This is a genomic window from Polynucleobacter sp. AP-Ainpum-60-G11 (assembly GCF_018688375.1).
Classification (GTDB): domain Bacteria; phylum Pseudomonadota; class Gammaproteobacteria; order Burkholderiales; family Burkholderiaceae; genus Polynucleobacter.
The window spans coordinates 1,049,458-1,072,396 of the sequence record NZ_CP061318.1; the positions used below are offsets into that span (position 1 = coordinate 1,049,458).

Below are 22,939 nucleotides of genomic sequence, written 5' to 3' on the forward strand. Positions count from 1 at the left end.
TCTCTTATCAAACCGTCATTGGGTTTGGTTTAGTGATGTCGATTTCATATTTCTTAATCGCTTCGGCTAGCACTTGACGATCAATCTGGCCAGCATCTACCAATGAACGTAAAGCTGTTAATACAACCCAGCGACGATCCACTTCAAAGAAGTCGCGCAACTTTTCACGAGTATCGGAGCGACCAAAACCATCAGTACCTAAGACTTCAAAACGACGACCCATGTGCTGAATAGCTGGACGAATTTGCTCTGCAAATAGACGTACATAGTCAGTAGCAGCAACAATTGGACCGACAGTATCTTTGAGGCATTTCTCAACATGCGATAAAGCAGGTGCCACTGTTGGGTTAAGCAGATTATTGCGATGAACTGCATTCCAGTTGCGACCTAGCTCAGTAAAGCTTGGGCAACCCCACAAATCAGAAGCGATACCCCAATCTTGATGCAAGATCTCAGCCGCTTCAATGACTTCGCGGAAGATCGTGCCCGAACCTAAAAGTTGTACGCGTAGTTTGGCATTGGCATCACCAACGGATTTCAACTTGTACATCCCTTTAATGATGTCTTGTTCAGCGCCCTTTGGCATTGCTGGATGAGCATAATTCTCATTCATCAAGGTGATGTAGTAGTACACATCTTCTTGTTCAGCCAACATGCGACGCATACCATCTTGAATGACTACCGCCACTTCAAAAGAGAATGAAGGGTCATAGCTAATACAGTTCGGAATTGCAGCGCTCCATACCTGACTATGGCCATCCTCATGTTGGAGACCTTCACCATTCAAAGTCGTTCTACCAGCAGTACCGCCTAGCAAGAAACCACGACTACGCATATCGCCAGCAGCCCAGCAGAGATCGCCGATCCGCTGGAAACCAAACATGGAGTAGAAGATATAGAAAGGTAACATCGGTACGCCATGGGTAGAGTACGAAGTTGCGGCGGCGATCCAGTCGCACATACCACCCGCTTCGTTAATACCTTCTTGCAAAATCTGACCAGTCTTATCCTCTTTATAGAACATCAATTGATCATGATCTTCTGGGGTGTATAGCTGACCTAACTGATTCCAGATACCAAGCTGACGGAACATGCCTTCCATACCAAAGGTACGGGACTCATCTGGAACAATCGGAACTACCCTCTTACCCAAAATCTTATCGCGCACAATTGTGTTGAGCATACGCACAAAAGCCATCGTTGTGGAGATCTCACGACCCTCAGTAGTGGCTTCTAGCAATGGTGCAAATACGTCAAGCGCAGGAACTGGCAAGCTTTCCGCTTTCATGCGACGTTGTGGCAAGTAGCCGCCTAACTCTTGACGGCGAGCTTTCATGTAATCAAGCTCTGGACTGCCTTCAGCGAATTTCACCAAAGGCATTTCGTCGAGTTGCTCGTCCTTCACTGGGATCTCAAAGCGATCACGGAAACGACGCACGTCATCCGCATTCATCTTCTTAGCTTGGTGAGCAATATTCATGGCCTCACCTGAACCACCCATACCGTAACCTTTAATGGTATGAGCCAAAATTACCGTAGGTTGATCTTTATGGTTAACAGCCGAATGAAATGCTGCAAAAACTTTATGGGGATCATGACCGCCACGATTCAGTTGCCAAATTTCCTCATCACTCCAATCGCTCACTAGCGCTTTTAGTTCTGGAGTATTGAATACGATTTCACGAACATAAGAACCGCTCTTGGCCTTCATGGTTTGATATTCACCATCCACGATTTCGCCTAGACGCTGCATCAAGATGCCTTTTTTGTCGCGTGCGAATAGCGCATCCCAATGACCACCCCAAACCACTTTGATCACATTCCAACCTGCGCCACGGAACTCACTCTCGAGCTCTTGAATAATCTTGCCGTTTCCGCGCACCGGACCATCAAGGCGTTGCAAGTTGCAGTTCACTACAAAAATCAGGTTGTCTAATTTTTCACGGCCAGCCATACCAATTGCGCCGAGTGATTCTGGCTCATCTGTTTCACCATCACCCAAGAAGGCCCAGACTTTACGACCTTCTGCCTTAATGAATCCACGATCTTGCATGTAGCGCATAAAGCGCGCTTGATAAATTGCCATGATTGGGCCAAGACCCATAGACACTGTTGGGAATTGCCAGAAATCAGGCATCAACCAAGGATGTGGGTAACTAGAGATACCCTTGCCGCCAACTTCTTGACGGAAGTTATTGAGCTGATCTTCCGAGAGACGGCCCAGCATGTAAGCACGGGCATAAATGCCTGGAGCTGAATGTCCCTGAACAAAGATCAGGTCACCACCATTCTCAGGTGAGGGTGCACGCCAAAAATGGTTAAAGCCGACGTCATATAAAGTTGCTGCAGACTGAAATGAAGATATGTGTCCGCCAACGTTGGTATCTTTATTAGCGCGCAGGACCATAGCCATCGCGTTCCAACGGGTATATGAACGAATTCGATGCTCAACGTTTTGATCACCAGGTAGTCGTGCTTGCTGCTCTACTGGGATAGTGTTGATGTAAGGTGTTTCAGCATGGAACGGCTGGTTAACTCCATTAACTCGCGCATGAGAAATTTGCTGATCAATAAGATAGGCAGCACGCTCTGGGCCCTCATTGCGAATAACGCCATCAAGCGCCTGTAACCACTCTTGGGTTTCACCGGGATCCGCATCTTGCTTGCCTGCGCTACCCAAAATTTGATCTGGAACTGCTGCCATAAACTGCCTCCATTATTCACATCGGTTTTATTTATTCACTCTATAGGCAATATTCTAGGAAGGTCTATGGGTGTAAACAAGCAATTTTCCACATAATGATAGTATTTCTCACTATGTGGGATTTTGTTGCATTGCAATCGAATGAAACAGAACAGCTAAATAACGTAGATAAGGCCATCCATCAGGCAAAATAGCTCGATTACATGAAAAATTTCGCATTTTCAATCTGGCAACTCAAGCCTGTGAAGTGGCTCCGTCGAATACGGGGGTTCAAGCTTGTCTACACACCGTTATTAGCAATTGTGTTGTTTACCAGTGTGATGGGCGTCATCATGGGCACCCTACAAATGCAGGAAAAAAGTCAGCAAGAGTCGGCTCTTTTCCGAGAACTCTCGTTTGCGAAACAACGCATCCAATTGCGTTTTGCGAACAACACCGATGTATTGCAATCAATCGGGCGGGACTACGTTAGCGCCGGAGACTCTGCCAAGTTAAGGGAAAACGTGATTATTCAGGCAGAAAATCTTCTGCAGAGTAATCATGAAATTGCGCAAATTGTTTGGCTCAACGAAACCGCTGAGCGTCAGTGGAGAATTCCGCCAGATAATCTGAAAACAGATTGGTTCAATAAAGTGAATAACGCCGGGATCCTTAACCAAGCCCTAAGAAAAACACTTGAACTCAGCGCGGCTACTAATAGGCCCGCATTTAGCCATTTCATTTCATTAGAGGTTCCCAGTGATGAAATGATCTCAAAAGAAATTCGTAATGTGTTTTGGCAAACAGTGCCTCAAATCTCCGGCAATGAAATAAAAGGCATGGTCGCGGTCCTGTACACAACCCAAGGACTATTGGAAATGATCCCGGGTGAACTCAAAGGGCAGTATCGTTTTACCTTGCTGACGGATGACGATAAGGTCTTAGCAATCTCGTCAGATAAAAATACGCCAAAGCGTGCATTTAGCAATCAAACCAGTCTCGACATTGGTGTACTGAGTCCTAATCTCAGCCTCAGAATTGATACCTATCCTCCAGCAACAAATTTGACATTCAGAATGTTGATTGGCGTAGTGCTCGGTTTAAGTGCTTTCGTGATTTGGAGCTTATGGTCAGTCTTAAAACAGATGCAAGTTCGCCAAGAGGCTGAAGCAAATCTGCGGGCAGAGACCAATTTTCGTAGCGCGATGGAAAACTCCACCCCAGTGGGTATTCGTGCGCACGATATGAATAAGAAGATCACCTATGTCAACCCCGCCTTTTGCGAGATGACGGGCTGGTCAGCGGAAGAGCTTATTGGACTAAGCCCCCCTTTTGCCTTTTGGCCAGACGACCAAAAGAGTGCGCTCACCGAAAAAATGAATCATGCTCTCAAGCTGGCAATCAATCAGGAAAAAAAGATTGGTGTCGAGGGCTCAATCCTGCACCGCAATGGATCAATCATCCAGACGCGTACCTTTATTGCCCCATTAATTAATGAAAAAGGCAAACAGACTGGTTGGGTAACATCTTTAATTGATATTTCAGAGCCTAAGAAAATTCGTGAAGAATTAGCTGCCTCGCAGGAACGCTTTGTGACTGTTTTGGAAGGACTAGATGCAGCTGTATCCGTAGTCTCAAACGAGACTGGTGACTTATTGTTTACCAATCGCTTTTATCGCGAACGATTTGGAAATTCTGCCAAAGGCCATTTTGATTTAGCCGGCAGCGATATTAGACCAAACACAACTCAAGCTCTAGCAGAGGGCGCACCTCCCTCCTCCCTATATCCAGAGACAGAGTCCGAAGAAATTGAATTGCTCAATGAATCTACGGGCATTACAAAATGGTATGAAGTCCGCCGACGTTTCGTACCGTGGGTAGATGGACATCTTGCGCAATTACTGATTGCTACTGATATTACGATTCGTATTGAAGCAGAAGATTTAGCGCGTCAGCAAGAAGAGCGCATGCAATTCTCTAGTCGTCTCACCACGATGGGTGAAATGGCCTCTTCCTTAGCTCATGAATTAAACCAACCACTCGCTGCCATCTCCAACTATTGCATGGGCGTTGTTAAACGTTTACAAGGGCAGCTTGATCCTGTTTTGCAAAAAGATATTCTTCCTGCATTGGAAAAGGCTTCTGATCAAGCGCACAGAGCGGGCACCATTATTCAACGGATCAAGGGCTTTGTTAAACGCAGCGAGCCTCAACGAAAATCCTGCGATATCAGTGAAATTATTAATGATGCAGTTGGCTTAGTAGAAATTGAGGCGCATCGCCACCGACTGAACATTGCTACTGAAATTGCAGAAAATCTACCAACGATTGATGTGGATCCGGTCTTAATTCTGCAGGTCCTGGTCAATCTCCTTAAGAATTCTTTGGACAGCATGAGAGAGGTTTACCCTCTTTCCTCGCGCTGGTCCGCTCCCCCAGTTCGAATTTCGGCTGACTTAGATACCAGTACTTTTCCCGCAATGCTACGCATTCAGGTAACAGATACCGGCGCCGGAATCGCTGAATCAGTCATAGAACGCATGTTTGAGCCGTTTTTCAGCACTAAAAACGATGGTATGGGCATGGGTCTAAATATTTGTCGTTCCGTAATCGAGTCTCATCAGGGCCGTCTTTGGGCTAAAAATCAGATGGACGCAGAACATACAAAGCTATCGGGCTGCACCTTTACAATACTATTACCCCTAGAGCCAACAGGTTCAAAGGCCATGAGTTAATTTATGTGTTTTTTTAGATTTATCTGCGAGAGCTAATATGAATATCAGTGCCACCACCAAACCGAATCAAGCTGAAGTAGTTTATGTAGTGGATGACGACGAAGCAGTTCGTGATTCCCTCACTTGGCTATTAGAAAGCAATGGTTACGTTGTGCGCTGTCATGCAAGTGCCGAGCGATTCTTGCAGTCTCTTCAAAGCACTGATAAATCCACGATCTCTTGCGCAATATTAGACGTCCGAATGTCAGGCATGTCTGGCCTTGAATTACAAGAGCGCTTAATTAGTGAAAATCTGCCAATGCCAGTTGCCTTTATCACTGGTCACGGCGACGTCTCTATGGCCGTATCCACTATGAAGCGTGGCGCGGTCGATTTTATTGAAAAGCCTTTTAAAGAAAATGATCTCTGTGGTTTAGTAGATCGAATGCTGGCAAAAGCGCGCATTGACTATTCTCAAGCCAGCCAACGCAAGATTACCCAAAGCCTTTTAAGCAAACTCACTGGCCGCGAGCGCCAAGTTCTCGAGCGCATTGTGGCGGGTCGCTTGAATAAGCAGATTGCAGATGACCTTAGCATCTCCATCAAAACGGTAGAGGCGCACCGCGCCAATATCATGGAGAAACTTAATGTGAATACCGTTGCTGACTTGCTTCGTTTAGCCCTTTCTGATCCACAACCTAATTAATTTGTCATGCCTGCACAGTTACTTGACGGTGTCGCCCTATCTAAAAAATTACGCACTGAGATTGCTGCGCGTGGTGCAATCGTTACCGCCAAAGGCATTCGACCTGGCTTAGCGGTCATCGTTGTTGGAGAGAATCCAGCAAGTCAGGTTTATGTCCGCAATAAAGTGAAGGCCTGCGAAGATGTCGGCTTTCATTCTGTGCTTGAGCGCTATTCTGCCGAGTTAGGCGAAGAAGAATTACTAGCTCGTATCGCCACACTAAATGCTGATCCTGCTATTCATGGCATTTTGGTTCAACTTCCCCTGCCTGAGCATATTGCTGCTGAGCGCGTATTAGAAGCCATCGCACCAGAAAAAGATGTGGATGGTTTTCATGTGGCTAATGCTGGCGCCTTGATGGTAGGCCAGCCTGAATTCAAGCCCTGTACTCCCTATGGCTGCATGAAGATACTTGAGAGTATTGAATACCCTATTCGTGGCGCACGTGCCGTGATCGTGGGTGCATCGAACATTGTGGGCAAGCCCATGGCTATGCTCTTGTTGCAGGCTGGTGCCACGGTCACTATTTGCAATAGCAAAACCCGTGATTTGGCGCACCACACAAAGGATGCGGATATCTTGGTAGTTGCGACTGGCAAACCTAAAATGATTACTGGCGATATGGTGAAACATGGCGCCGTCGTGATTGATGTGGGCATCAATCGCATGCCTGACGGGAAGCTGTGTGGCGATGTCGATTTTGATGCGGCCCAGTATGTGGCTGGCTGGATCACACCGGTGCCGGGTGGCGTAGGTCCCATGACTATCACCATGCTGTTGATGAACACACTAGAGGCTGCAGAAAAAGCAGCTAAGCCATCTAACTAGATATTTAGACTCGGCGTCTTTAGCAATGAAATAGCAAAAGATTGCGTCGTCCATTAAGCTATAGGGATGACCACATCTACACTTTTCAAGCCTTCTGCTGAACTTCAACAAAATCCCTTAATTGCATTTGGAAGAGGTATTTGCACCTACTCTGAAGTAAAGCCCTCAGATATTGGCCCTGCAATTGATTTCCTGCTCCAACAAGCGGAACAAGCAGTAGCTCATGCCATTAGCCCAAGTACTTCGGCAAACTGGAATGACTTGCTTGAACCCCTTGAAGATGCCACTGAATCACTGAGTAGATCGTGGGGTGTTGTATCGCATTTAAATAGTGTTGCAGATACTCCTGAGCTGAGAGCGGCTTATGGGGAGATGATGCCTAAGGTCACCGCATTCTTCTCAAGCCTAGGCCAGAACCTAGCGCTGTATCAAAAATTTAAAGAGCTTAGTCAAAGTGCTGACTATGCAACACTCTCTGCAGCACAGAAAAAAGTGATAGAGAACTCCTTGAGAGATTTTCGCCTTGGGGGTGCAGAGCTCAGTGATGCTGAAAAGCCGCGGTTTTCTGCGATTCAAGATGAGCAGGCTATGTTAGGCAAAGCATTTTCTGATCATGTTTTAGATGCAACGGATAGCTTTGTTCATGTCATCACTAATCAATCTGAATTAGTAGGCTTACCAGAAGACGCCATTGCTGCAGCCGCAGATACAGCTCAGCAAAAAAGTCTTGAGGGCTGGGCTTTTACTCTGCACTTCCCGTCTTACTACCCCGTCATGCAGTATTCCGAGAATCGGCCACTGCGACGTCTGATGTATGAGGCTTATGTCACTCGAGCCTCTGAACTGGCGCCTGAGTTCTCAAAAGGTAAATTAGATTGGGATAACACCAGCAATATGCTGGAGCAATTAAAACTGCGTGATGAAGAAGCGCAAATGCTTGGCTTTAAAAACTACGCAGCCCTAAGCATAGCTCCTAAAATGGCCAGTAGCGTCGAGGAGGTAGATGCCTTCTTATGCAACTTTGCACAGAAAGCAAAACCCTTTGCCCTTAAAGACTGGCAAGAGCTCTCAGAATTTGCCAAAACTGAATTGGCTATTGCGAATGGCTTAGAACCTTGGGATATCGCCTTTGCCTCTGAAAGATTGAAGCAAGAGCGCTACTCATTTTCCGAGAACGAGCTCAAGCAATACTTCCCCTTACCCAAAGTATTGGACGGCCTTTTTCAAGTTATTCAGACTCTGTTTGGCGTCAAGATTGAGAGCGCTGATCTACCAACCTGGCATGCAGATGTTCAATCCTTCTCAGTTAAGAATGCTGAAGGCAAGATTGCGGCTTATTTCTACTTAGATCCCTATGCCCGTCCTGGTAAACGTGGTGGCGCCTGGATGGATGATGCGCGCGGCCGTAGAGAATTGCCCAATGGAGAGATTCAAGTACCGGTAGCCTATTTAGTTTGCAACTTTGCTCCACCAGTAAAAGTGGATGGGGTACTGCGTCAACCAACCATTACCCATGATGATGTCATTACCCTCTTCCACGAAAGTGGTCATGGCCTGCATCATCTATTAACTCAAGTGAGTGCCTTAGGTGTTTCCGGCATCAATGGCGTGGAATGGGATGCCGTGGAATTACCAAGTCAGTTTATGGAAAACTTCTGCTGGGAATGGGAAGTCTTAGAAAAAATGACTGCCCACGCTGAAACCGGCAAGCCACTTCCTAAGGACTTGTTTGATAAGATGCTTGCCGCCAAGAATTTCCAGAATGGCTATATGACACTGCGCCAGGTCGTCATGTCATTAACGGATTGGCGCTTACACGCCAGCTTCGATGCTAAAAAAGCTCAGGGTCATGCAGTACTTGATTTATCAAGAAGTATTGCAGATCAATTCAATGTCATTCCTCAGCCAGCCATCTCACGCTGGATCAACACCTTTAGTCATATTTTTGCTGGTGGGTATGCCGCTGGTTATTACAGCTATAAGTGGGCAGAAGTCCTTTCTGCAGATGTCTACTCTGCTTTTGAGGAAGCAGCAAAACTTACTGGAAGCGTGCTTGATCAGAGAACAGGTGTTCGTTATCGCCAAGAAATTTTGGAGGTTGGCGGTAGTCGCTCTGCAGCTGAATCATTTAAAGCGTTTAGAGGCAGAGAGCCGAGTATTGACGCCCTACTACGTCATGGCGGTTTAGTAACCCAGTCAGAATTTAGACTGTAATTTCTGCAATCACCGGAGCATGATCTGAAGGTTGCTCCCAAGTACGTGGCTCTTTATCGATAATGCTTTTTGTGCATTTTTCTTTGAGGGCCTCGCTTAATAGAATGTGGTCAATCCGCATACCGGCATTTCTTCTAAAACCCATCATGCGATAGTCCCACCAGCTAAAGGTTTTGGGAGCTTGCTCAAACATGCGGTAAGAATCGGTAAACCCCAGATTGAGCAGCTGCTGAAATGCTTCCCGCTCTTGTGGAGATACTAGATTTTGTCCAACCCACTTTGAGGGATCGTGCACATCCTCATCGCTAGGTGCGATATTGAAATCCCCCAACAGGGCTAAGCGTGGACTTTGCTGAAGCTCATCAGCGAGCCAGTTTTGCAGCGCCTTCAACCACGCTAATTTATATTGGAATTTATCGCTAACTGGTGACTGCCCATTAGGGAAATAGGCTGAGATCAGGCGAATGGGTTGCATCCCCTTAAAGCAAACTGTGGCCGCCAAGATGCGCTGTTGCTCATCCGTATTGCCGGGAATATTTCGGATCGGTTTTAGAAAAGTGGTTTCATGATCGGTAGCAATTGGAGCCAATGCGGCTTTGCGAACAATAATAGCCACACCGTTATAGGTTTTCTGACCTGCAGCAATGCTCAGATAACCTGCTGCCTCAAGCTCTTGATGAGGATACTTATCATCAGTAAGTTTGAGCTCTTGAAGGCATAGGGCATCAATAGGTGCTTTAGCCCGCTCTTGGTCTTGCAACCACTTTAGAACATGGGGTAAACGGACCTTCAGAGAATTTACATTCCATGCCGCTATTCGGACCGACTCAGCCATCGATGCCCAGCTCCTGCAATTTACGGGTGATCGTGTTTCGACCAATACCTAGTCGCTGAGCAGCTTCTACGCGTCTTCCACGCGTTACCTCTAGGGCTGCTTGTAGAACAGCTTTCTCAAATTTAGAGCAGAGAACGTCATATACCTCCACATCACCATCCTGTAGCATTTTGACTGCTAAGCGCCCTAAACCACCCTCCCAATCCACTGAGCCAGACTTTGTGACAACTGGAGTCGAGGGATTGGATTCACCTTGCAATAAAACGGGTTGCTCACCCGCCTCAGCCAAAATGTCGGCAGGTAAATCACTGACACCAATGACATTTGATGGCGTCATCACCGTTAACCAGTGACACAGATTTTCTAATTGACGCACATTTCCTGGAAATGGCATGACGCTGATCTCTTTTAAGACATCATCAGAGAGTTTTTTAGACTCTACGCCTAAAGACTTGGCGCAAGACAACATAAAATGTCGTGCCAGAACGGGAATATCTTGAGCACGCTCACGCAATGCTGGCATCCGCAAGCGAATGACATTTAAGCGATGCAATAAATCCTCGCGGAAGACGCCTGCAGCTACTCGAGCTTCTAAGTTTTGATGGGTCGAAGCAATGATACGAACATTGGCTTTAATTGGATCCTGTCCACCAACGCGATAAAAATGGCCATCCGTTAATGCACGCAACAGTCTAGTCTGTAAATCAAAAGGGATATCACCAATTTCATCCAAGAATAAAGTACCGCCATCCGCCTGCTCAAAGCGTCCACGACGTAAGGTCAATGCTCCAGGAAATGCGCCACGCTCATGACCGAATAACTCGGACTCTAGTAAATCCTTGGGTACGGCAGCGGTACTAAATGCTACAAATGGACCTTTAGCGCGTGGACTGTGTTTATGCAACGCTTGTGCAACCAACTCTTTGCCAGTTCCAGATTCACCCGTAATCAACACTGTTGAATGAGATTGAGCCAGGCGGCCAATCGCCCTAAAGACTTCTTGCATTGCTGGTGCTTGGCCAATGATCTCGGTAGAATCTTGCCTCCAACCATTCATCTCTTTATTACCAGATTGATTGCGCTCGCTCTGCTCAATTGCACGACGAATCAACTCGACAGCCTTATCAATATCAAATGGCTTGGTAAGGTATTCAAATGCACCACCCTGAAAAGACGAGACAGCTGAATCTAAATCGGAATATGCAGTCATGATGATGACCGGCAACATAGGATGACTTTCTTTTACGTTTTGCAAAAGATCTAAACCATTTCCACGCGGCATCCGAATATCAGAAATGAGTACTTGCGGAGCATCCTTCTCCAAAGCATCAAGTACATCATTTGGATTAGAGAAGCTTTTATGCGGAATATTCTCCCGAGTTAGGGCCTTTTCTAACACCCAACGAATAGATTGGTCATCATCAACGATCCAAACGGGTTTCATAATACTTTCTCCTGCCTACGATAAGGAATTTGAATATGGAAGTCAGTCCGACCTGGACGACTGTCACAGGCTATGAAGCCTTGATGCTGCTGTACAAAGGTTTGCGCGAGAGTGAGGCCAAGACCGCTGCCACCATCTCTGCCAGAAACTAATGGAAAGAAAATACGCTCACGAATATCCTCCGGAATACCAGGGCCGTTATCAATCACATGTAAGTCCATGGCCATTTTGTAACGGTGCTTTGAGATGGTGACTGAGCGTGCCACCCGCGTCTTCAATTCAATTTGAGCATTGCCTTGGGCAATCTCTTCTGAAAGCGCTTGAGCGGCGTTATGGGCAATATTCAAGACTGCCTGAATCAACTGCTCACGATCACCCAAAACCTCTGGAAGGCTGGTGTCGTAATTACGGATAATCCGCAAGCCCTTCGGAAACTCTGCCAAGACCAAACTACGTACGCGCTCTAAAGCCTCATGGACATTAAACGACTCCATGGCATGTGCTTTACGATGTGGCGCCAACAACCGATCGACTAAATTCTGCAATCGATCTGATTCTTTAATAATGACTTGAGTGTATTCACGTAAGCCTTTTTCTGGAAGCTCAAACTCCAGCAATTGCGCAGCACCACGAATACCACCTAAAGGGTTTTTAATTTCATGCGCTAAGTTACGCATTAACTGCTTATTTGCTTCGACTTGTTGGGTCACGCGCTCATCGCGCTCGCTACGCAACTGTTGATCAATCGGAAACCACTCCATCATGATCAGAGTTGGGTCTTCAAGACTAGCTACGACCACATGCGCAGGAATTGATTCTTGATGAATACTGCCAGGCAAGGAATGTAAAACCATCTCTTGGCGCTGGGCCGATACATGCCCTGCTTTAACCTCTTCAATCATGCGCTTAATGAAGGCATTATCACCAAACAGATTGTGCACAGACTGACCCTCAAGTGATTTGCGTGAGAGATCCAACGCTGACTCTGCAGCGGGGTTCACGTAAACCAATTGTTGGTTCTCAGCCTCAAATACCACGATGGCATTGGGCATCTGATCAAGCAATGTCGGAAAAAAAGGAGCAGCCGAAGCTGCCCCTTTGAACGAATTGCGCAACAGACCTGCGCTCAACATTTCTCCTTCGCTTACAGGGAGTAGTACATATCGAATTCGATAGGATGAGTAGTCATACGGAAACGTGTGACATCTTCCATCTTCAAAGCGATATATGCGTCGATCATAGAATCAGTAAAGACGCCACCACGAGTCAAGAACTCACGGTCTTTGTTCAAGGCTTCTAATGCTTCTTCCAAGCTTGCACAAACGGTTGGGATCTTTGCATCTTCTTCTGGTGGCAAGTCATACAAGTTCTTATCAGCTGCTTCACCTGGGTGAATCTTGTTCTGAACACCATCTAAGCCTGCCATCATCAATGCTGAGAAGCAGAGGTATGGATTGGCCAATGGATCAGGGAAGCGAGTCTCGATACGACGACCCTTAGGGCTAGAAACGTGTGGAATACGAATAGAAGCAGAACGGTTGCGTGCTGAGTAAGCCAACTTCACTGGAGCCTCAAAGCCTGGAACCAAACGCTTGTATGAGTTTGTACCTGGATTGGTAATCGCGTTCAATGCTTTAGCGTGCTTAATGATGCCGCCGATGTAGAACAATGCGAACTCAGACAAACCAGCGTAGCCGTTACCAGCAAACAAGTTCTCGCCGTTCTTCCAAATGGATTGGTGAACGTGCATACCAGAACCGTTGTCTCCAACGATAGGCTTAGGCATGAAAGTTGCAGTTTTGCCATAAGCATGTGCAACGTTTTGAACAACATACTTCTGCCAGATAGTCCAGTCAGCGCGCTCTACCAATGTGCTGAACTTAGTACCCAATTCGTTTTGGCCTTGGCCAGCAACTTCATGGTGATGCACTTCGACAGGAATACCTAAAGATTCAAGGATCAAACACATTTCAGAACGCATGTCCTGGAATGTATCTACTGGAGCAACTGGGAAGTAACCGCCTTTTTTACCTGGACGGTGACCAGTATTACCACCTTCGATTTCAGCAGCTGAAGACCATGGAGCCTCTTCAGAATCTACCTTAACGAAACAACCCTGCATGTCAGCACCCCAACGGACGCCGTCAAAAATAAAGAATTCTGGCTCTGGACCAAAGTACGCTGTATCACCCAAGCCAGTGCTCTTCAAATAAGACTCAGCGCGCTTAGCAATCGAACGTGGGTCACGGTCGTAACCTTTGCCATCAGATGGCTCGATCACGTCACATGTGATCACCAATGTTGGCTCTTCATAGAATGGATCGATATAGCAAGCTGTTGGATCAGGCAAAAGCAACATGTCAGAAGCTTCAATACCCTTCCAACCAGCAATAGATGAACCGTCAAATGCATGACCGCTCTCAAATTTGTCTTCGTCAAATGCAGAGATAGGTACTGTTGTGTGCTGCTCTTTACCCTTTGTATCTACAAAGCGGAAATCAACGAAAGTACATTCTTTCTCTTTAACTAACTTCATCACATCAGCGACGGTCTTCGTCATGCAAATCTCCTCTATTAACTAAATTCGGAATACAAACTTAAGGTGTACACCCTTGTTCATTCCAGGCAATAAACATGCCCTTGGGATGTATCTAATTTACTGAAGCAAACAAATGGGAACAATCATTATTGCACTAATTAAGTGCTCAAATACCCCCGATAAACCTGAAAAATACCCTATATGCACCAAACTAGTGCTTATTTAGGCTTGGCAATATCGTGAATTCCATAACCCAGGGCCTCAGTACCGGCACGCAAAGCAATCCAAGCGCTTTCTAACAGATTGGCATTACCCTTAATCCCCAATTCGATATGGCGTTCAGCGTAAACACCGCCCTTTGAGGGGTCGCCAACCGAAGGAAGGCTAAAGACCTTAACGCCGGGAAAAGATGCTTCAATACGCTCCATTAAGGGTGTCAATGTGGATTCAATTCCTTTCGGAACAATAAAGCTCTGCTCAGCCCAATTTTCACGATGAAACAGGTTTTGATAGTGATGATCAAGACACCAGGCCATCATGGGGGCAGCCATTACCGGAAAGCCAGGAACAAAATAGTGTTCCCGAATGCAAAAACCAGGAATCTGGTTATAGGGATTAGGGATGATGTCGCTACCAATTGGGAACTCACCCATCTTGAAGCGATGTTGATTTTCAGGAGTGCTTAGGTCCGCTTTGATCGGGTCACCCTCTGCCATCGACTGAATACGCCCAGCAATGAGCTCTTGAGCAGTGGGATGCAATTCCGTTTTAGTGCCCAGCGCCAAAGCAGCACACTGTCTCGTGTGATCGTCAGGAGTCGCACCAATTCCGCCCGTACTAAAAACGACGTCGCCGCTAGCAAAACTGTCCTTCAGCGTCGCAGTAATTTGCTCCGGATCATCCGCTACATATTTAGCCCAGGACAAACTCAAGCCCCGCTCATTTAAAAGCTCAATCAATTTACTCATGTGCTTGTCTTGGCGGCGACCAGACAAAATTTCATCACCAATCACAATCAAACCAAAGCGACGTGCCTTGACTTCGGGCACATCAATACTCGCCTGCTTTAATGCCTCAACCATGGTACGGGAGCTCCATATCAATTACACGTGCTTCAATGTTTAAAGATTGATCCAACTCATTTCTACGTAATTCTTTTAGTGCGTCTAGTAAGTAATGCGTAAACCACAAGGCTGCAAATACAAAGATCAAAGAATAAATCCAAAGCGCAACAAAACTGACAATCGGAAATAAAACCAAAGCCAGTGCTGAGGTTGCCCAAAAAAAAGTAGGTACAGCCCCAAGCATCCCAGAAACAATTCCCATGGCTAGCAGTGGCCAACGATGTTGATTTAAGAGCATATCGCGCTCCTCCGAGCTCGCATGCTGAGCGAGAACGTCATACGCCATCAAACGCATCGTCAACCAACCCCAGAGCAATGGGGGTAATACAGCTACCAATGGTGGGATCCACCATACGGGCAGAGTCAACATCACCAATGCCAAGCAGATTAAGGCGGACCAGATGGTGTAAATAAAACTACCGAACAAACCACCACCCTTTTTACGCTCAATATCTTTATAGGCGTGTTGTCGTGTCACTATTTTGACGATTGTTGGCACAGTAGTGAATGCGATGAACACCAATAAACTGATCGAGATTAATGGGATCAACAACATCACGAAAAAGAGTGGCGCGATCCATGCGCGGGCATTTTCAAATCCAGCCCAGATCAAACCATCCTGGATCCAACTTGTAAATATAGAGGTTGTCAGGAAAATGCTGAGCATCTCTAGTGCTGGAGTCCAGGTTAGCCAAATTAAGCATCCCCATAAAACCGAGACAATTAAAAATGGGCGCAAACTTAACCAAAGCATTCTGGGATGCATGGTGCCAACTAAAGCCAAGCCAAAAGACTTAAATACTTGCTGCATGCTATCCATAGATTTCCATTGCCAGCAAACGAACTGCTAGTTTTATTTTGCTCTTGGGAAAATTTCCCGCACTGAATGCATCAGACCCTGCCACTGCTGATGCAATACATTCGGTGAGATAGTCAAATCCCTTACTCCAGTAGGATGAACTTCTTTCGGGAAGATTGCGGTATTAAAAATCATGTCCCACCACGGAAACAAGACGCCAAAGTTGCAGCCACCCAGAACCCCTGGCTTGCCTTTGGCTTCATGCCCATAACCAACCGCATGATGCATCCGGTGATACATCGGCGATACCAATAGGTATTTAAAAGCCCCAAGATGAATCTTTAGATTGGCGTGTTGCCAACTCTGAATAAATTGACTCAATACCACCAGCAAAATAAATTGACTTGGGGATACGCCAAATAACAAGGCAAAAAAGGCAAACACTACTGCGTGCAAGATGCTATCGAGAATGTGATTGCGATCATCTGACCAAGCAGTCATGACGGTTTGACTGTGATGCAAAGCGTGCAATTGCCACCACCAATTAAAGGTATGTGAAGCACGGTGATACAAGTACTCAACAAAGTCTAGCAGCACAAAATAAATGCAAAAGCTGACTAAGGGAATGGAAGTCACTGGAGGCCACCATGACTCCACATTCAACCTAGCAAAACGAAAATCATGGAGTACAGAATCAATCTGAAAGAAAAATCCCGACAAGGCTAAAAAAATCAAGCCGTGAAAAATGCCCAAGCGATGAAAGAGTGTGTAAAAAATATCTGCCCGAGAGTTCTTGGAAAAACGCTCCTGCATCTCGGCTGGAGAGATTCTTTCCCAAGTACGCAGAATAACTGCAATTAGCAGGATTTGAATACAACCGAATAAGAACCAATCAATGCCATCAAAGACATCCTCGGCCATTGACATCAAATCGAACTGGTACAAAATAGGGCCTGCCACATTTGCAAACAAGAACTCCTGCAAGCTAGCGTAGGCTGAGGCAATGGCGGCTAATAAAGGATTGGAATCCATATCCATCATTGTGACTTATTTACTTTGTTTTGGCAGAGTTGCAAAACAAAAGCCACGCTCTTTTAAATTCACTATCAGTTGCTCCAAGACCGCTGGCGCCCAAGGATCTTTGCGCGACCAAATGCCTAGATGGGCCATGGTGATGTCGCCATCTTGAAGTTGCTTACTAGCCTTATCTAATAGCATTTGATTGGGGTGAGTCTGTGAACTCAACTCATCACCCAAAAACCCTGCCGGACTCCATCCAATATGCTGATAGCCGCATTGACTACCCATCCTAATAGAGCGAGGTGAGGTTTTTCCACCAGGCGCCCGCCAGATTTTTTGAATATGGCTTCCAGTGAGCTCTTGAAAGCGATCGTCCACTCGCCTGATTTCTCGGCAATAGCTCGCTTCGTTATATAGACTCATTACCCCCGCCTTAGATCCAAACTGTGGCTTGGCGAAGATCTCTCCGCTAGGGCCGTCTTTGACAAAATATAGGTGGTCAAAGGTGTGACTGCCAAAGTGATGGCCCTCACGAACACGTTCCTGCCAATAGGATTTCCAAGAATCATCTAGAGAAAAATCACCTCGACTGGTTTTTTCATTAGCCAGAAAAAAAGTAGCCTGGATTTTTTGACGATTCAATATATCTGCAACATTCTGCGCAACCGACATATTGCCGGTATCAAAGGTGAGATAAACCGTTTTTTTGCAATGCGACTCTTGCGCAAGCCCAAGCGAAGAGCTTATCGCAAAGGCTATTAATACTGAGAGTTTTGTAAGCGAGACTTTAAAAGGCATTGCCTTAATTATTCCCATCCAGCGCGTGGGGTAAAGAACACACCATGCGGAGATTTTCCGACTGGGATTACAGTCATCAACTTCATGGATGGGATATCTATCACTCCAGCCTTCTTAGAGAAACGGAATGTAACCCACAGCGTTTTTCCATCCGGTGTAATTTCCATATCATCTGGGCCTGCAGGCAAGCCAGTAATGTCGCCCACCTTTTCCAAGGTCTGCATATTGATCATGCTGATAGTCGACGCAATGCGGTTGCTGACGAACACATGCTTTTTATCACCTAATGGGCGGAAGTTATGAGCACCCTTTCCGGTAAAGATGCGCTTCACTTCTTTGCGATTCTTCCAGTCGATCACTTGAACGTTATCTTCACCAGTAATACCCACTAACAGATATTGATCCCCAGGCGTCATCCAAACGCCAGCAGGCACCTTACCTGTCGTCATTTTCCAAATGACAGTCTGAGTATCTAAATCAATTGCTGCCAATTCATTTGAATCTTGCAGCGTAATAAATGCAATCTTGCTATCTGCTGTGAATGCGACGTGACTTGGCGTCTTACCCAACTTAATAGACTTTGCCAACTTCAGATCCGCGCCTTGAGCGTGGTAGACATCCACTCTATCTAAACGATTACCGTTTGCTACAAACCACTTATGATTCGGCGAGTACCCAATTTGGTATGGATCAATAATGTTCGGAATCTTCCCAGTTAACTCACCCGTTGTAGGATTCATGAGAGCAACGTCATTACCTGCTGCATTTGCAATCAGCAGCGTCTTTTGATCGGGGGTAATCATCAAGTGATGAGGTTCCTTGCCGACAGGAACAGTTTTAATCACTTTGCGGGTGGGCATGTCGATCAAGCTCACCGTCGCCTCACCGGAATTCAACACTACCGCCAACTTAGGCTCAGCCTTGGAGTCAGCAGCAGTCGAAGTTTGGGCGCAAGCAATACTTTGAAGCCCCGCAAGGTTAAAAACGATTAAGGCTAAAAAAGTGCCAAATTTGGCTTTATTAATGTAGGTATGCATAGCTCACATTGTAAGCATTTGATGCTTCAAGTTGCACCCTGAACCATCGACCTACTTGACCTAACGCAAGCTAGCCAGGACCTTTTCTAAGCGTTTTAAGGACATTGGGGTCGGAGTCTTTAGCTCCTGGGCATATAAAGCCACCCTCAACTCCTCTAATTGCCAGCGAAAATCGCTTAGAGCTTGGTCTTCTGCCATGGCATAGTTCGCCGATCCACGACTACCTTGAACCAGCTTTTGCCATGGTCTGGCAACAGACTCCCAGTCCTTTTGACACTGGGCATCACGGCTAGGGTTGGCTCGCAGTTTATCGATACGCATAGCGATGGCTTTAAGGTATCGTGGGAAATGCACTAACTGACCATATGGAGTATCAGCTACGAACTTAGGAAAAATTAAGCCTTGAACTTGTGTCTGAATATCGGTGTACGCAGTAGCTGAGGCGGCCTTAGCTTGTGCCAATTTCTTTTGGAGATCCGCATGTGCCTGTAAAGCCGCTAAGGCATGCTTTGAAATCTCTTGAGCAATCAGCGCCAATCGCGGCTTACCTGCTTGTAGACGCTCAGCAAATTGCTCGGCATTTACTGGGAGCGGATCATTCATAAATGCACGCTCTAAGGCAAGATTGAGAATTTGCTCAATCAAGGCATCCACTGAACCTACATTAATAAACAGTAAGCCAATCTCCCGAGTTCCGGGAAGTTGTTTCTGTAATGCCTTGAGCGTGTCTTTATTTGATAAAGCAAATAGTCTTCGCAATCCTTGCCAGTGATATTTTCTAGCCTCGAGCAAATCATCGAATACCTCAAGATCACATGACTCAGTACGATCCACCAGTGCGGGATAGCCAAATAAAGTGCGATTACCCTTTTGTATTTCGAGAGTTTCAGGAAGCTCTCCAAAGTCCCAACTGCGATACCCACCCTGCTCTACATTTTTTACTGAAACGCTATTAGCACTTTGATTAGCCTTGCCAGGAGAATTTGACGCACTTGCAGGGGCTTCAGTCGCCAGCTCTTCTTGAACGGCCTGTTGGGCTATTGCCTGAAATGCGGTACGGGCAGTTTCTCCATATTCAGCTCGCAAGCGGGATAAGTTGCGCTCTAACTCTAACTGGCGGCCATGCTCATCGACAAGGCGGAAATTCATAGACGAATGAAGGGGCAAGGCCTCTGGTCTGAAATCTGTCCGCTTAATTTCTAATCCACGCTCTTTACGAATATCGGTAATCAAGCTATCTAAAAAATCGCCTACTCCAAACTGTTTTTCTGCCAGTGCACGCTCTAAAAAAGATTTTGCGTATTCAGGTAAAGGAACACAGTGGCGGCGTAATTTCTGAGGAAGTGATTTGAGTAGCAGATGGATCTTTTCTTCACACATGCCTGGTACTAGCCAATCACAGCGACGACCATCCACCTGATTCAAGAGCGTCAATGGAACAACTAATGTCACTCCATCCTTAGGGCTGCCCGGCTCAAAGTGATAAGTCAAACTCAGCTCAGTACCACCAACGATCATCTTTTTGGGATACCGGTCTACTGTAATACCAGCAGCCTCATGGCGCATTAAATCTGCTTTGGCTAAACGCAAAAGACTGTCAGCACTCTCTTGCTTAGCATCCTCACCCTTAGACGCTTTCTTGAGCCAGGCTTTCATACTCTCCCTACTGAGAACATCCTTTGGTATGCGTGAGTCATAGAAAGCAAACAGGAGATCATCATCCACCAACACATCGGGTCGACGTGAGCGATGCTCTAAGGCCTCGATCTCTTTAATCAGTCGGCGGTTATGCCAGAAGAATTCAAAGCTACCAGGATATTTCTTTCTAGCATCAGCCTCAGTCTCTCGCATCAAAGCTGGGGTATCCATGCGCCCGAACATTTCTTCTTGAACCAAAGCCTGACTAATAAATAACTCACGCGCCTCTTCTGGATTGTGCGACTCATAGCGCACTCGGCGACCGTGATAAATCGGCAGGCCATATAAAGTGCCGCGCTCAAAGGCCATCACTTCACCTTGACGACTATCCCAAAATGGATCACTTAGGGATTTGATCAGGCGGTGGGCAGCAACCTTCTCTACCCATTGGGGTTCGATCTTGGCAATGGTGCGGGCATACATGCGATTGGTTTCTTGAAGCTCGCCAGCCAAAATCCAAGCGCCGGCTTTTTTACCAATGGTGGAGCCAGGCCATATAAAAGGACGAATACCGCGGGCACCGATATAGCCACCTGTCTTACTGCCACGCTCTTGGGATTTTTCATCCTCCTCTTTTTTGGCTACATAACCTAAGAGGCCTGTTAGCAAGGAAAGATGAATTTGTTCGTAGGTAGCTGCAGATGGATTTTCTTTCCAGCCCTTCTCTCCCAACATCGTATGAAGCTGACCATGGACATCGCGCCATTCACGCAAACGTCTTGGAGATAAAAACTTACTGCGGCACAGATTTTCTAATTGGCGATTGCTATGCTTGTGCTTCAACGCATCTTGATACCAATCCCAAAGCTTTACAAAGCTGAGGAACTCGGAACGTTCATCTGCAAACTGCAGGTGCGCCTGATCAGCGGCAGCAGCTTGGTCCATTGGTCGATCACGAGGGTCTTGCGTAGCCAAGGCGGAAGCGATGATAGTGACTTCACGCAATGCAATTTGTTCTTTAGCAGCTAAAAGCATGCGCCCAATACGGGGATCAAGCGGGAGGTCCGCTAACTGCTTACCTATAGGCGTTAGCTTAAAGCTGTTATTAATGTCCTTCTCATCACCAGCCGCAGCTTCGTCATAAGTAATCGCGCCCAACTCATCAAGCAGTTGCACACCATCAGCAATCGCGCGACCGAGTGGCTTATCAATAAATGGAAATTCTTGAATTCTAGGCAAGCGTAGCGAAGTCATACGAAGCAACACTGCTGCCAATGAACTGCGCAGAATTTCTGGATCCGTAAATTTTGGGCGGTTTAAGTAGTCTTGCTCGCTATAGAGACGAATACAGATACCGTCTGATACGCGCCCACATCGACCTGCTCTTTGATTGGCGGCGGCCTGCGATATCGGCTCTATCTGCAGTTGCTCTACTTTATTGCGATAGGAGTAGCGCTTAACACGCGCTAGACCACTATCAACCACATAACGAATATTGGGAACCGTCAATGAGGTCTCCGCAACGTTAGTTGTCAAGATGATGCGTCTTCCATTGCCAGGATTAAACACACGCTCTTGTTCTGCAACCGATTGCCGAGCAAACAGACTTAATATCTCTGGGTGAAAACGTTGCTGGAGAACATGGTCTTTTCTGAGGGCTTCAGCACAATCCCGAATCTCCCGCTCTCCCGGTAAGAAAACCAGTACATCGCCAGCGCCGGAGGTGCCTTCGCGCCAGACCTTAGCAATTGCCTCTGCAACCGCATCCGGAATTTCTTTAGCCTCTTTGGATTCTTTTTTGCCATCCGGCTTCACATCAGGCTCTAGTGGCTCATAACGCTGCTCAACCGGGAAGAGTCGGCCACTCACCTCAATCACGGGAGCTGACTTACCCTGCAAGGTGAAATGATCAGAAAAACGCTTAGCGTCAATCGTGGCTGAAGTGATGATCAGCTTTAAGTCTGGGCGCTTTGGCAGTAACTGACGAAGGTAGCCCAGTAGAAAATCGATGTTGAGACTACGCTCGTGGGCCTCATCGATGATGAGGGTGTCATAGGCACGAAGCTGAGGGTCGCGCTGAGTCTCCGCCAGCAAAATACCATCCGTCATTAACTTGATAGAGGCGCCCTGACTGTTCTTATCAGCAAAACGGACTTGATAACCGACATCTTGACCAATTGGAGTGCCCAGCTCTTGGGCTATACGCTTCGCTGTAGCAGTTGCAGCTATGCGGCGAGGCTGTGTATGTCCAATGAGTCGGCCGCCGTTGATAGTGCCTCTACCAAGGTCTAGGCAGATCTTGGGCAATTGGGTCGTTTTACCTGAACCCGTCTCACCGCAGACGATCACCACCTGATGTGAACTCAAGGCATCTTTGATGATTTGGCGCTGACCCGAAACCGGCAACTCTTCTGGAAAGCGAATTTCTAGCCTTCGAGGGGTGTTGGAAGCAGGCACAGTCACAGGGCTTGCTTTGGGTTTTTGTTGGTTTATAGGCTCTTGCACCCTATAATTTTCTCAC

The 22,939-nt window shown here is 46.6% G+C and carries 15 protein-coding genes; 4 read left to right on the forward strand and 11 right to left on the reverse strand.

Translation table 11 applies throughout. The features are described from left to right. Positions 1–7: 7 nt before the first annotated feature. Positions 8–2,704 carry a pyruvate dehydrogenase (acetyl-transferring), homodimeric type gene (gene aceE, locus FD971_RS05480; protein ID WP_215333281.1) on the reverse strand — a complete coding sequence of 899 codons (2,697 nt, stop codon included), beginning with the start codon at positions 2,702–2,704 and terminating at the stop codon, positions 8–10. Positions 2,705–2,907: 203 nt separating this feature from the next. Here aceE and FD971_RS05485 point away from each other — a divergent pair, with 203 nt between their 5' ends. The 4 genes from FD971_RS05485 to FD971_RS05500 all read left to right on the forward strand — a co-directional run bounded on the left by FD971_RS05485 (position 2,908) and on the right by FD971_RS05500 (position 9,184). Further along, positions 2,908–5,418 carry a PAS domain S-box protein gene (locus tag FD971_RS05485; RefSeq protein WP_215333282.1) on the forward strand — a complete coding sequence of 837 codons (2,511 nt, stop codon included), beginning with the start codon at positions 2,908–2,910 and terminating at the stop codon, positions 5,416–5,418. A gap of 37 nt (positions 5,419–5,455) precedes the next feature. After that, positions 5,456–6,103 (forward strand): response regulator transcription factor, encoded by a 648-nt coding sequence (locus FD971_RS05490; protein WP_215333283.1) that lies wholly within the window; start codon positions 5,456–5,458, stop codon positions 6,101–6,103. 6 nt (positions 6,104–6,109) lie between these two features. Continuing rightward, positions 6,110–6,970, forward strand: a complete 861-nt coding sequence (gene folD / locus FD971_RS05495) for a bifunctional methylenetetrahydrofolate dehydrogenase/methenyltetrahydrofolate cyclohydrolase FolD (protein WP_215333284.1) — start codon at positions 6,110–6,112, stop codon at positions 6,968–6,970. A 66-nt stretch (positions 6,971–7,036) separates the two neighbouring features. Further along, a complete protein-coding gene (locus FD971_RS05500; protein ID WP_215333285.1) occupies positions 7,037–9,184 on the forward strand; it encodes a M3 family metallopeptidase in 2,148 nt (715 codons plus the stop codon). On the opposite strand, the gene xth is transcribed toward FD971_RS05500, so the two are convergent. The 10 genes from xth to hrpA form a co-directional block, all read right to left on the reverse strand. Then, entirely contained in the window at positions 9,174–10,019 is an 846-nt protein-coding gene (gene xth / locus FD971_RS05505; RefSeq protein ID WP_215333286.1) for an exodeoxyribonuclease III, read from the reverse strand. The genes FD971_RS05500 and xth overlap by 11 nt on opposite strands. Further along, entirely contained in the window at positions 10,012–11,463 is a 1,452-nt protein-coding gene (gene ntrC / locus FD971_RS05510) for a nitrogen regulation protein NR(I) (RefSeq protein ID WP_215333287.1), read from the reverse strand. Before ntrC ends, xth begins: the two co-directional genes overlap by 8 nt. Next, the gene (glnL, locus tag FD971_RS05515; protein WP_215333288.1) at positions 11,460–12,596 is read right to left on the reverse strand and encodes a nitrogen regulation protein NR(II); all 1,137 of its coding nucleotides are present in this window, start codon (positions 12,594–12,596) and stop codon (positions 11,460–11,462) included. The genes ntrC and glnL overlap by 4 nt, the downstream gene beginning before the upstream one ends. Before the next feature lie 11 nt (positions 12,597–12,607). Next, on the reverse strand, positions 12,608–14,023 hold the full coding sequence (glnA, locus tag FD971_RS05520; protein ID WP_215333289.1) for a type I glutamate--ammonia ligase: 1,416 nt from the start codon (positions 14,021–14,023) through the stop codon (positions 12,608–12,610). Positions 14,024–14,220: 197 nt separating this feature from the next. After that, entirely contained in the window at positions 14,221–15,084 is an 864-nt protein-coding gene (locus FD971_RS05525) for a molybdopterin-binding protein (RefSeq protein ID WP_215333290.1), read from the reverse strand. Continuing rightward, a complete protein-coding gene (locus FD971_RS05530; protein ID WP_251368585.1) occupies positions 15,077–15,937 on the reverse strand; it encodes an EI24 domain-containing protein in 861 nt (286 codons plus the stop codon). Before FD971_RS05530 ends, FD971_RS05525 begins: the two co-directional genes overlap by 8 nt. Before the next feature lie 42 nt (positions 15,938–15,979). Continuing rightward, entirely contained in the window at positions 15,980–16,957 is a 978-nt protein-coding gene (locus FD971_RS05535; RefSeq protein ID WP_215335234.1) for a sterol desaturase family protein, read from the reverse strand. 15 nt (positions 16,958–16,972) lie between these two features. Further along, the gene (locus FD971_RS05540; protein WP_215333292.1) at positions 16,973–17,743 is read right to left on the reverse strand and encodes a polysaccharide deacetylase family protein; all 771 of its coding nucleotides are present in this window, start codon (positions 17,741–17,743) and stop codon (positions 16,973–16,975) included. 8 nt (positions 17,744–17,751) lie between these two features. Then, positions 17,752–18,780: a cytochrome D1 domain-containing protein gene (locus FD971_RS05545; RefSeq protein WP_215333293.1), complete on the reverse strand. Its 1,029-nt coding sequence runs from the start codon at positions 18,778–18,780 to the stop codon at positions 17,752–17,754. Positions 18,781–18,840: 60 nt separating this feature from the next. Beyond that, positions 18,841–22,875, reverse strand: a complete 4,035-nt coding sequence (hrpA, locus tag FD971_RS05550; RefSeq protein ID WP_215335236.1) for an ATP-dependent RNA helicase HrpA — start codon at positions 22,873–22,875, stop codon at positions 18,841–18,843. Positions 22,876–22,939 lie beyond the last annotated feature (64 nt).

What these genes read in the sequence shown, in the direction of transcription:
- ntrC (WP_215333287.1), bottom strand. Translation starts at nt 11,463, where the DNA reads ATGAAACCCGTTTGGATCGTTGATGATGACCAATCTATTCGTTGGGTG.
- FD971_RS05545 (WP_215333293.1), bottom strand. Translation starts at nt 18,780, where the DNA reads ATGCATACCTACATTAATAAAGCCAAATTTGGCACTTTTTTAGCCTTA.
- FD971_RS05500 (WP_215333285.1), top strand. Translation starts at nt 7,037, where the DNA reads ATGACCACATCTACACTTTTCAAGCCTTCTGCTGAACTTCAACAAAAT.
- FD971_RS05525 (WP_215333290.1), bottom strand. Translation starts at nt 15,084, where the DNA reads ATGGTTGAGGCATTAAAGCAGGCGAGTATTGATGTGCCCGAAGTCAAG.
- FD971_RS05490 (WP_215333283.1), top strand. Translation starts at nt 5,456, where the DNA reads ATGAATATCAGTGCCACCACCAAACCGAATCAAGCTGAAGTAGTTTAT.
- glnA (WP_215333289.1), bottom strand. Translation starts at nt 14,023, where the DNA reads ATGACGAAGACCGTCGCTGATGTGATGAAGTTAGTTAAAGAGAAAGAA.
- FD971_RS05485 (WP_215333282.1), top strand. Translation starts at nt 2,908, where the DNA reads ATGAAAAATTTCGCATTTTCAATCTGGCAACTCAAGCCTGTGAAGTGG.
- FD971_RS05535 (WP_215335234.1), bottom strand. Translation starts at nt 16,957, where the DNA reads ATGGATTCCAATCCTTTATTAGCCGCCATTGCCTCAGCCTACGCTAGC.
- FD971_RS05540 (WP_215333292.1), bottom strand. Translation starts at nt 17,743, where the DNA reads ATGCCTTTTAAAGTCTCGCTTACAAAACTCTCAGTATTAATAGCCTTT.
- folD (WP_215333284.1), top strand. Translation starts at nt 6,110, where the DNA reads ATGCCTGCACAGTTACTTGACGGTGTCGCCCTATCTAAAAAATTACGC.
- aceE (WP_215333281.1), bottom strand. Translation starts at nt 2,704, where the DNA reads ATGGCAGCAGTTCCAGATCAAATTTTGGGTAGCGCAGGCAAGCAAGAT.
- FD971_RS05530 (WP_251368585.1), bottom strand. Translation starts at nt 15,937, where the DNA reads ATGCAGCAAGTATTTAAGTCTTTTGGCTTGGCTTTAGTTGGCACCATG.
- glnL (WP_215333288.1), bottom strand. Translation starts at nt 12,596, where the DNA reads ATGTTGAGCGCAGGTCTGTTGCGCAATTCGTTCAAAGGGGCAGCTTCG.
- xth (WP_215333286.1), bottom strand. Translation starts at nt 10,019, where the DNA reads ATGGCTGAGTCGGTCCGAATAGCGGCATGGAATGTAAATTCTCTGAAG.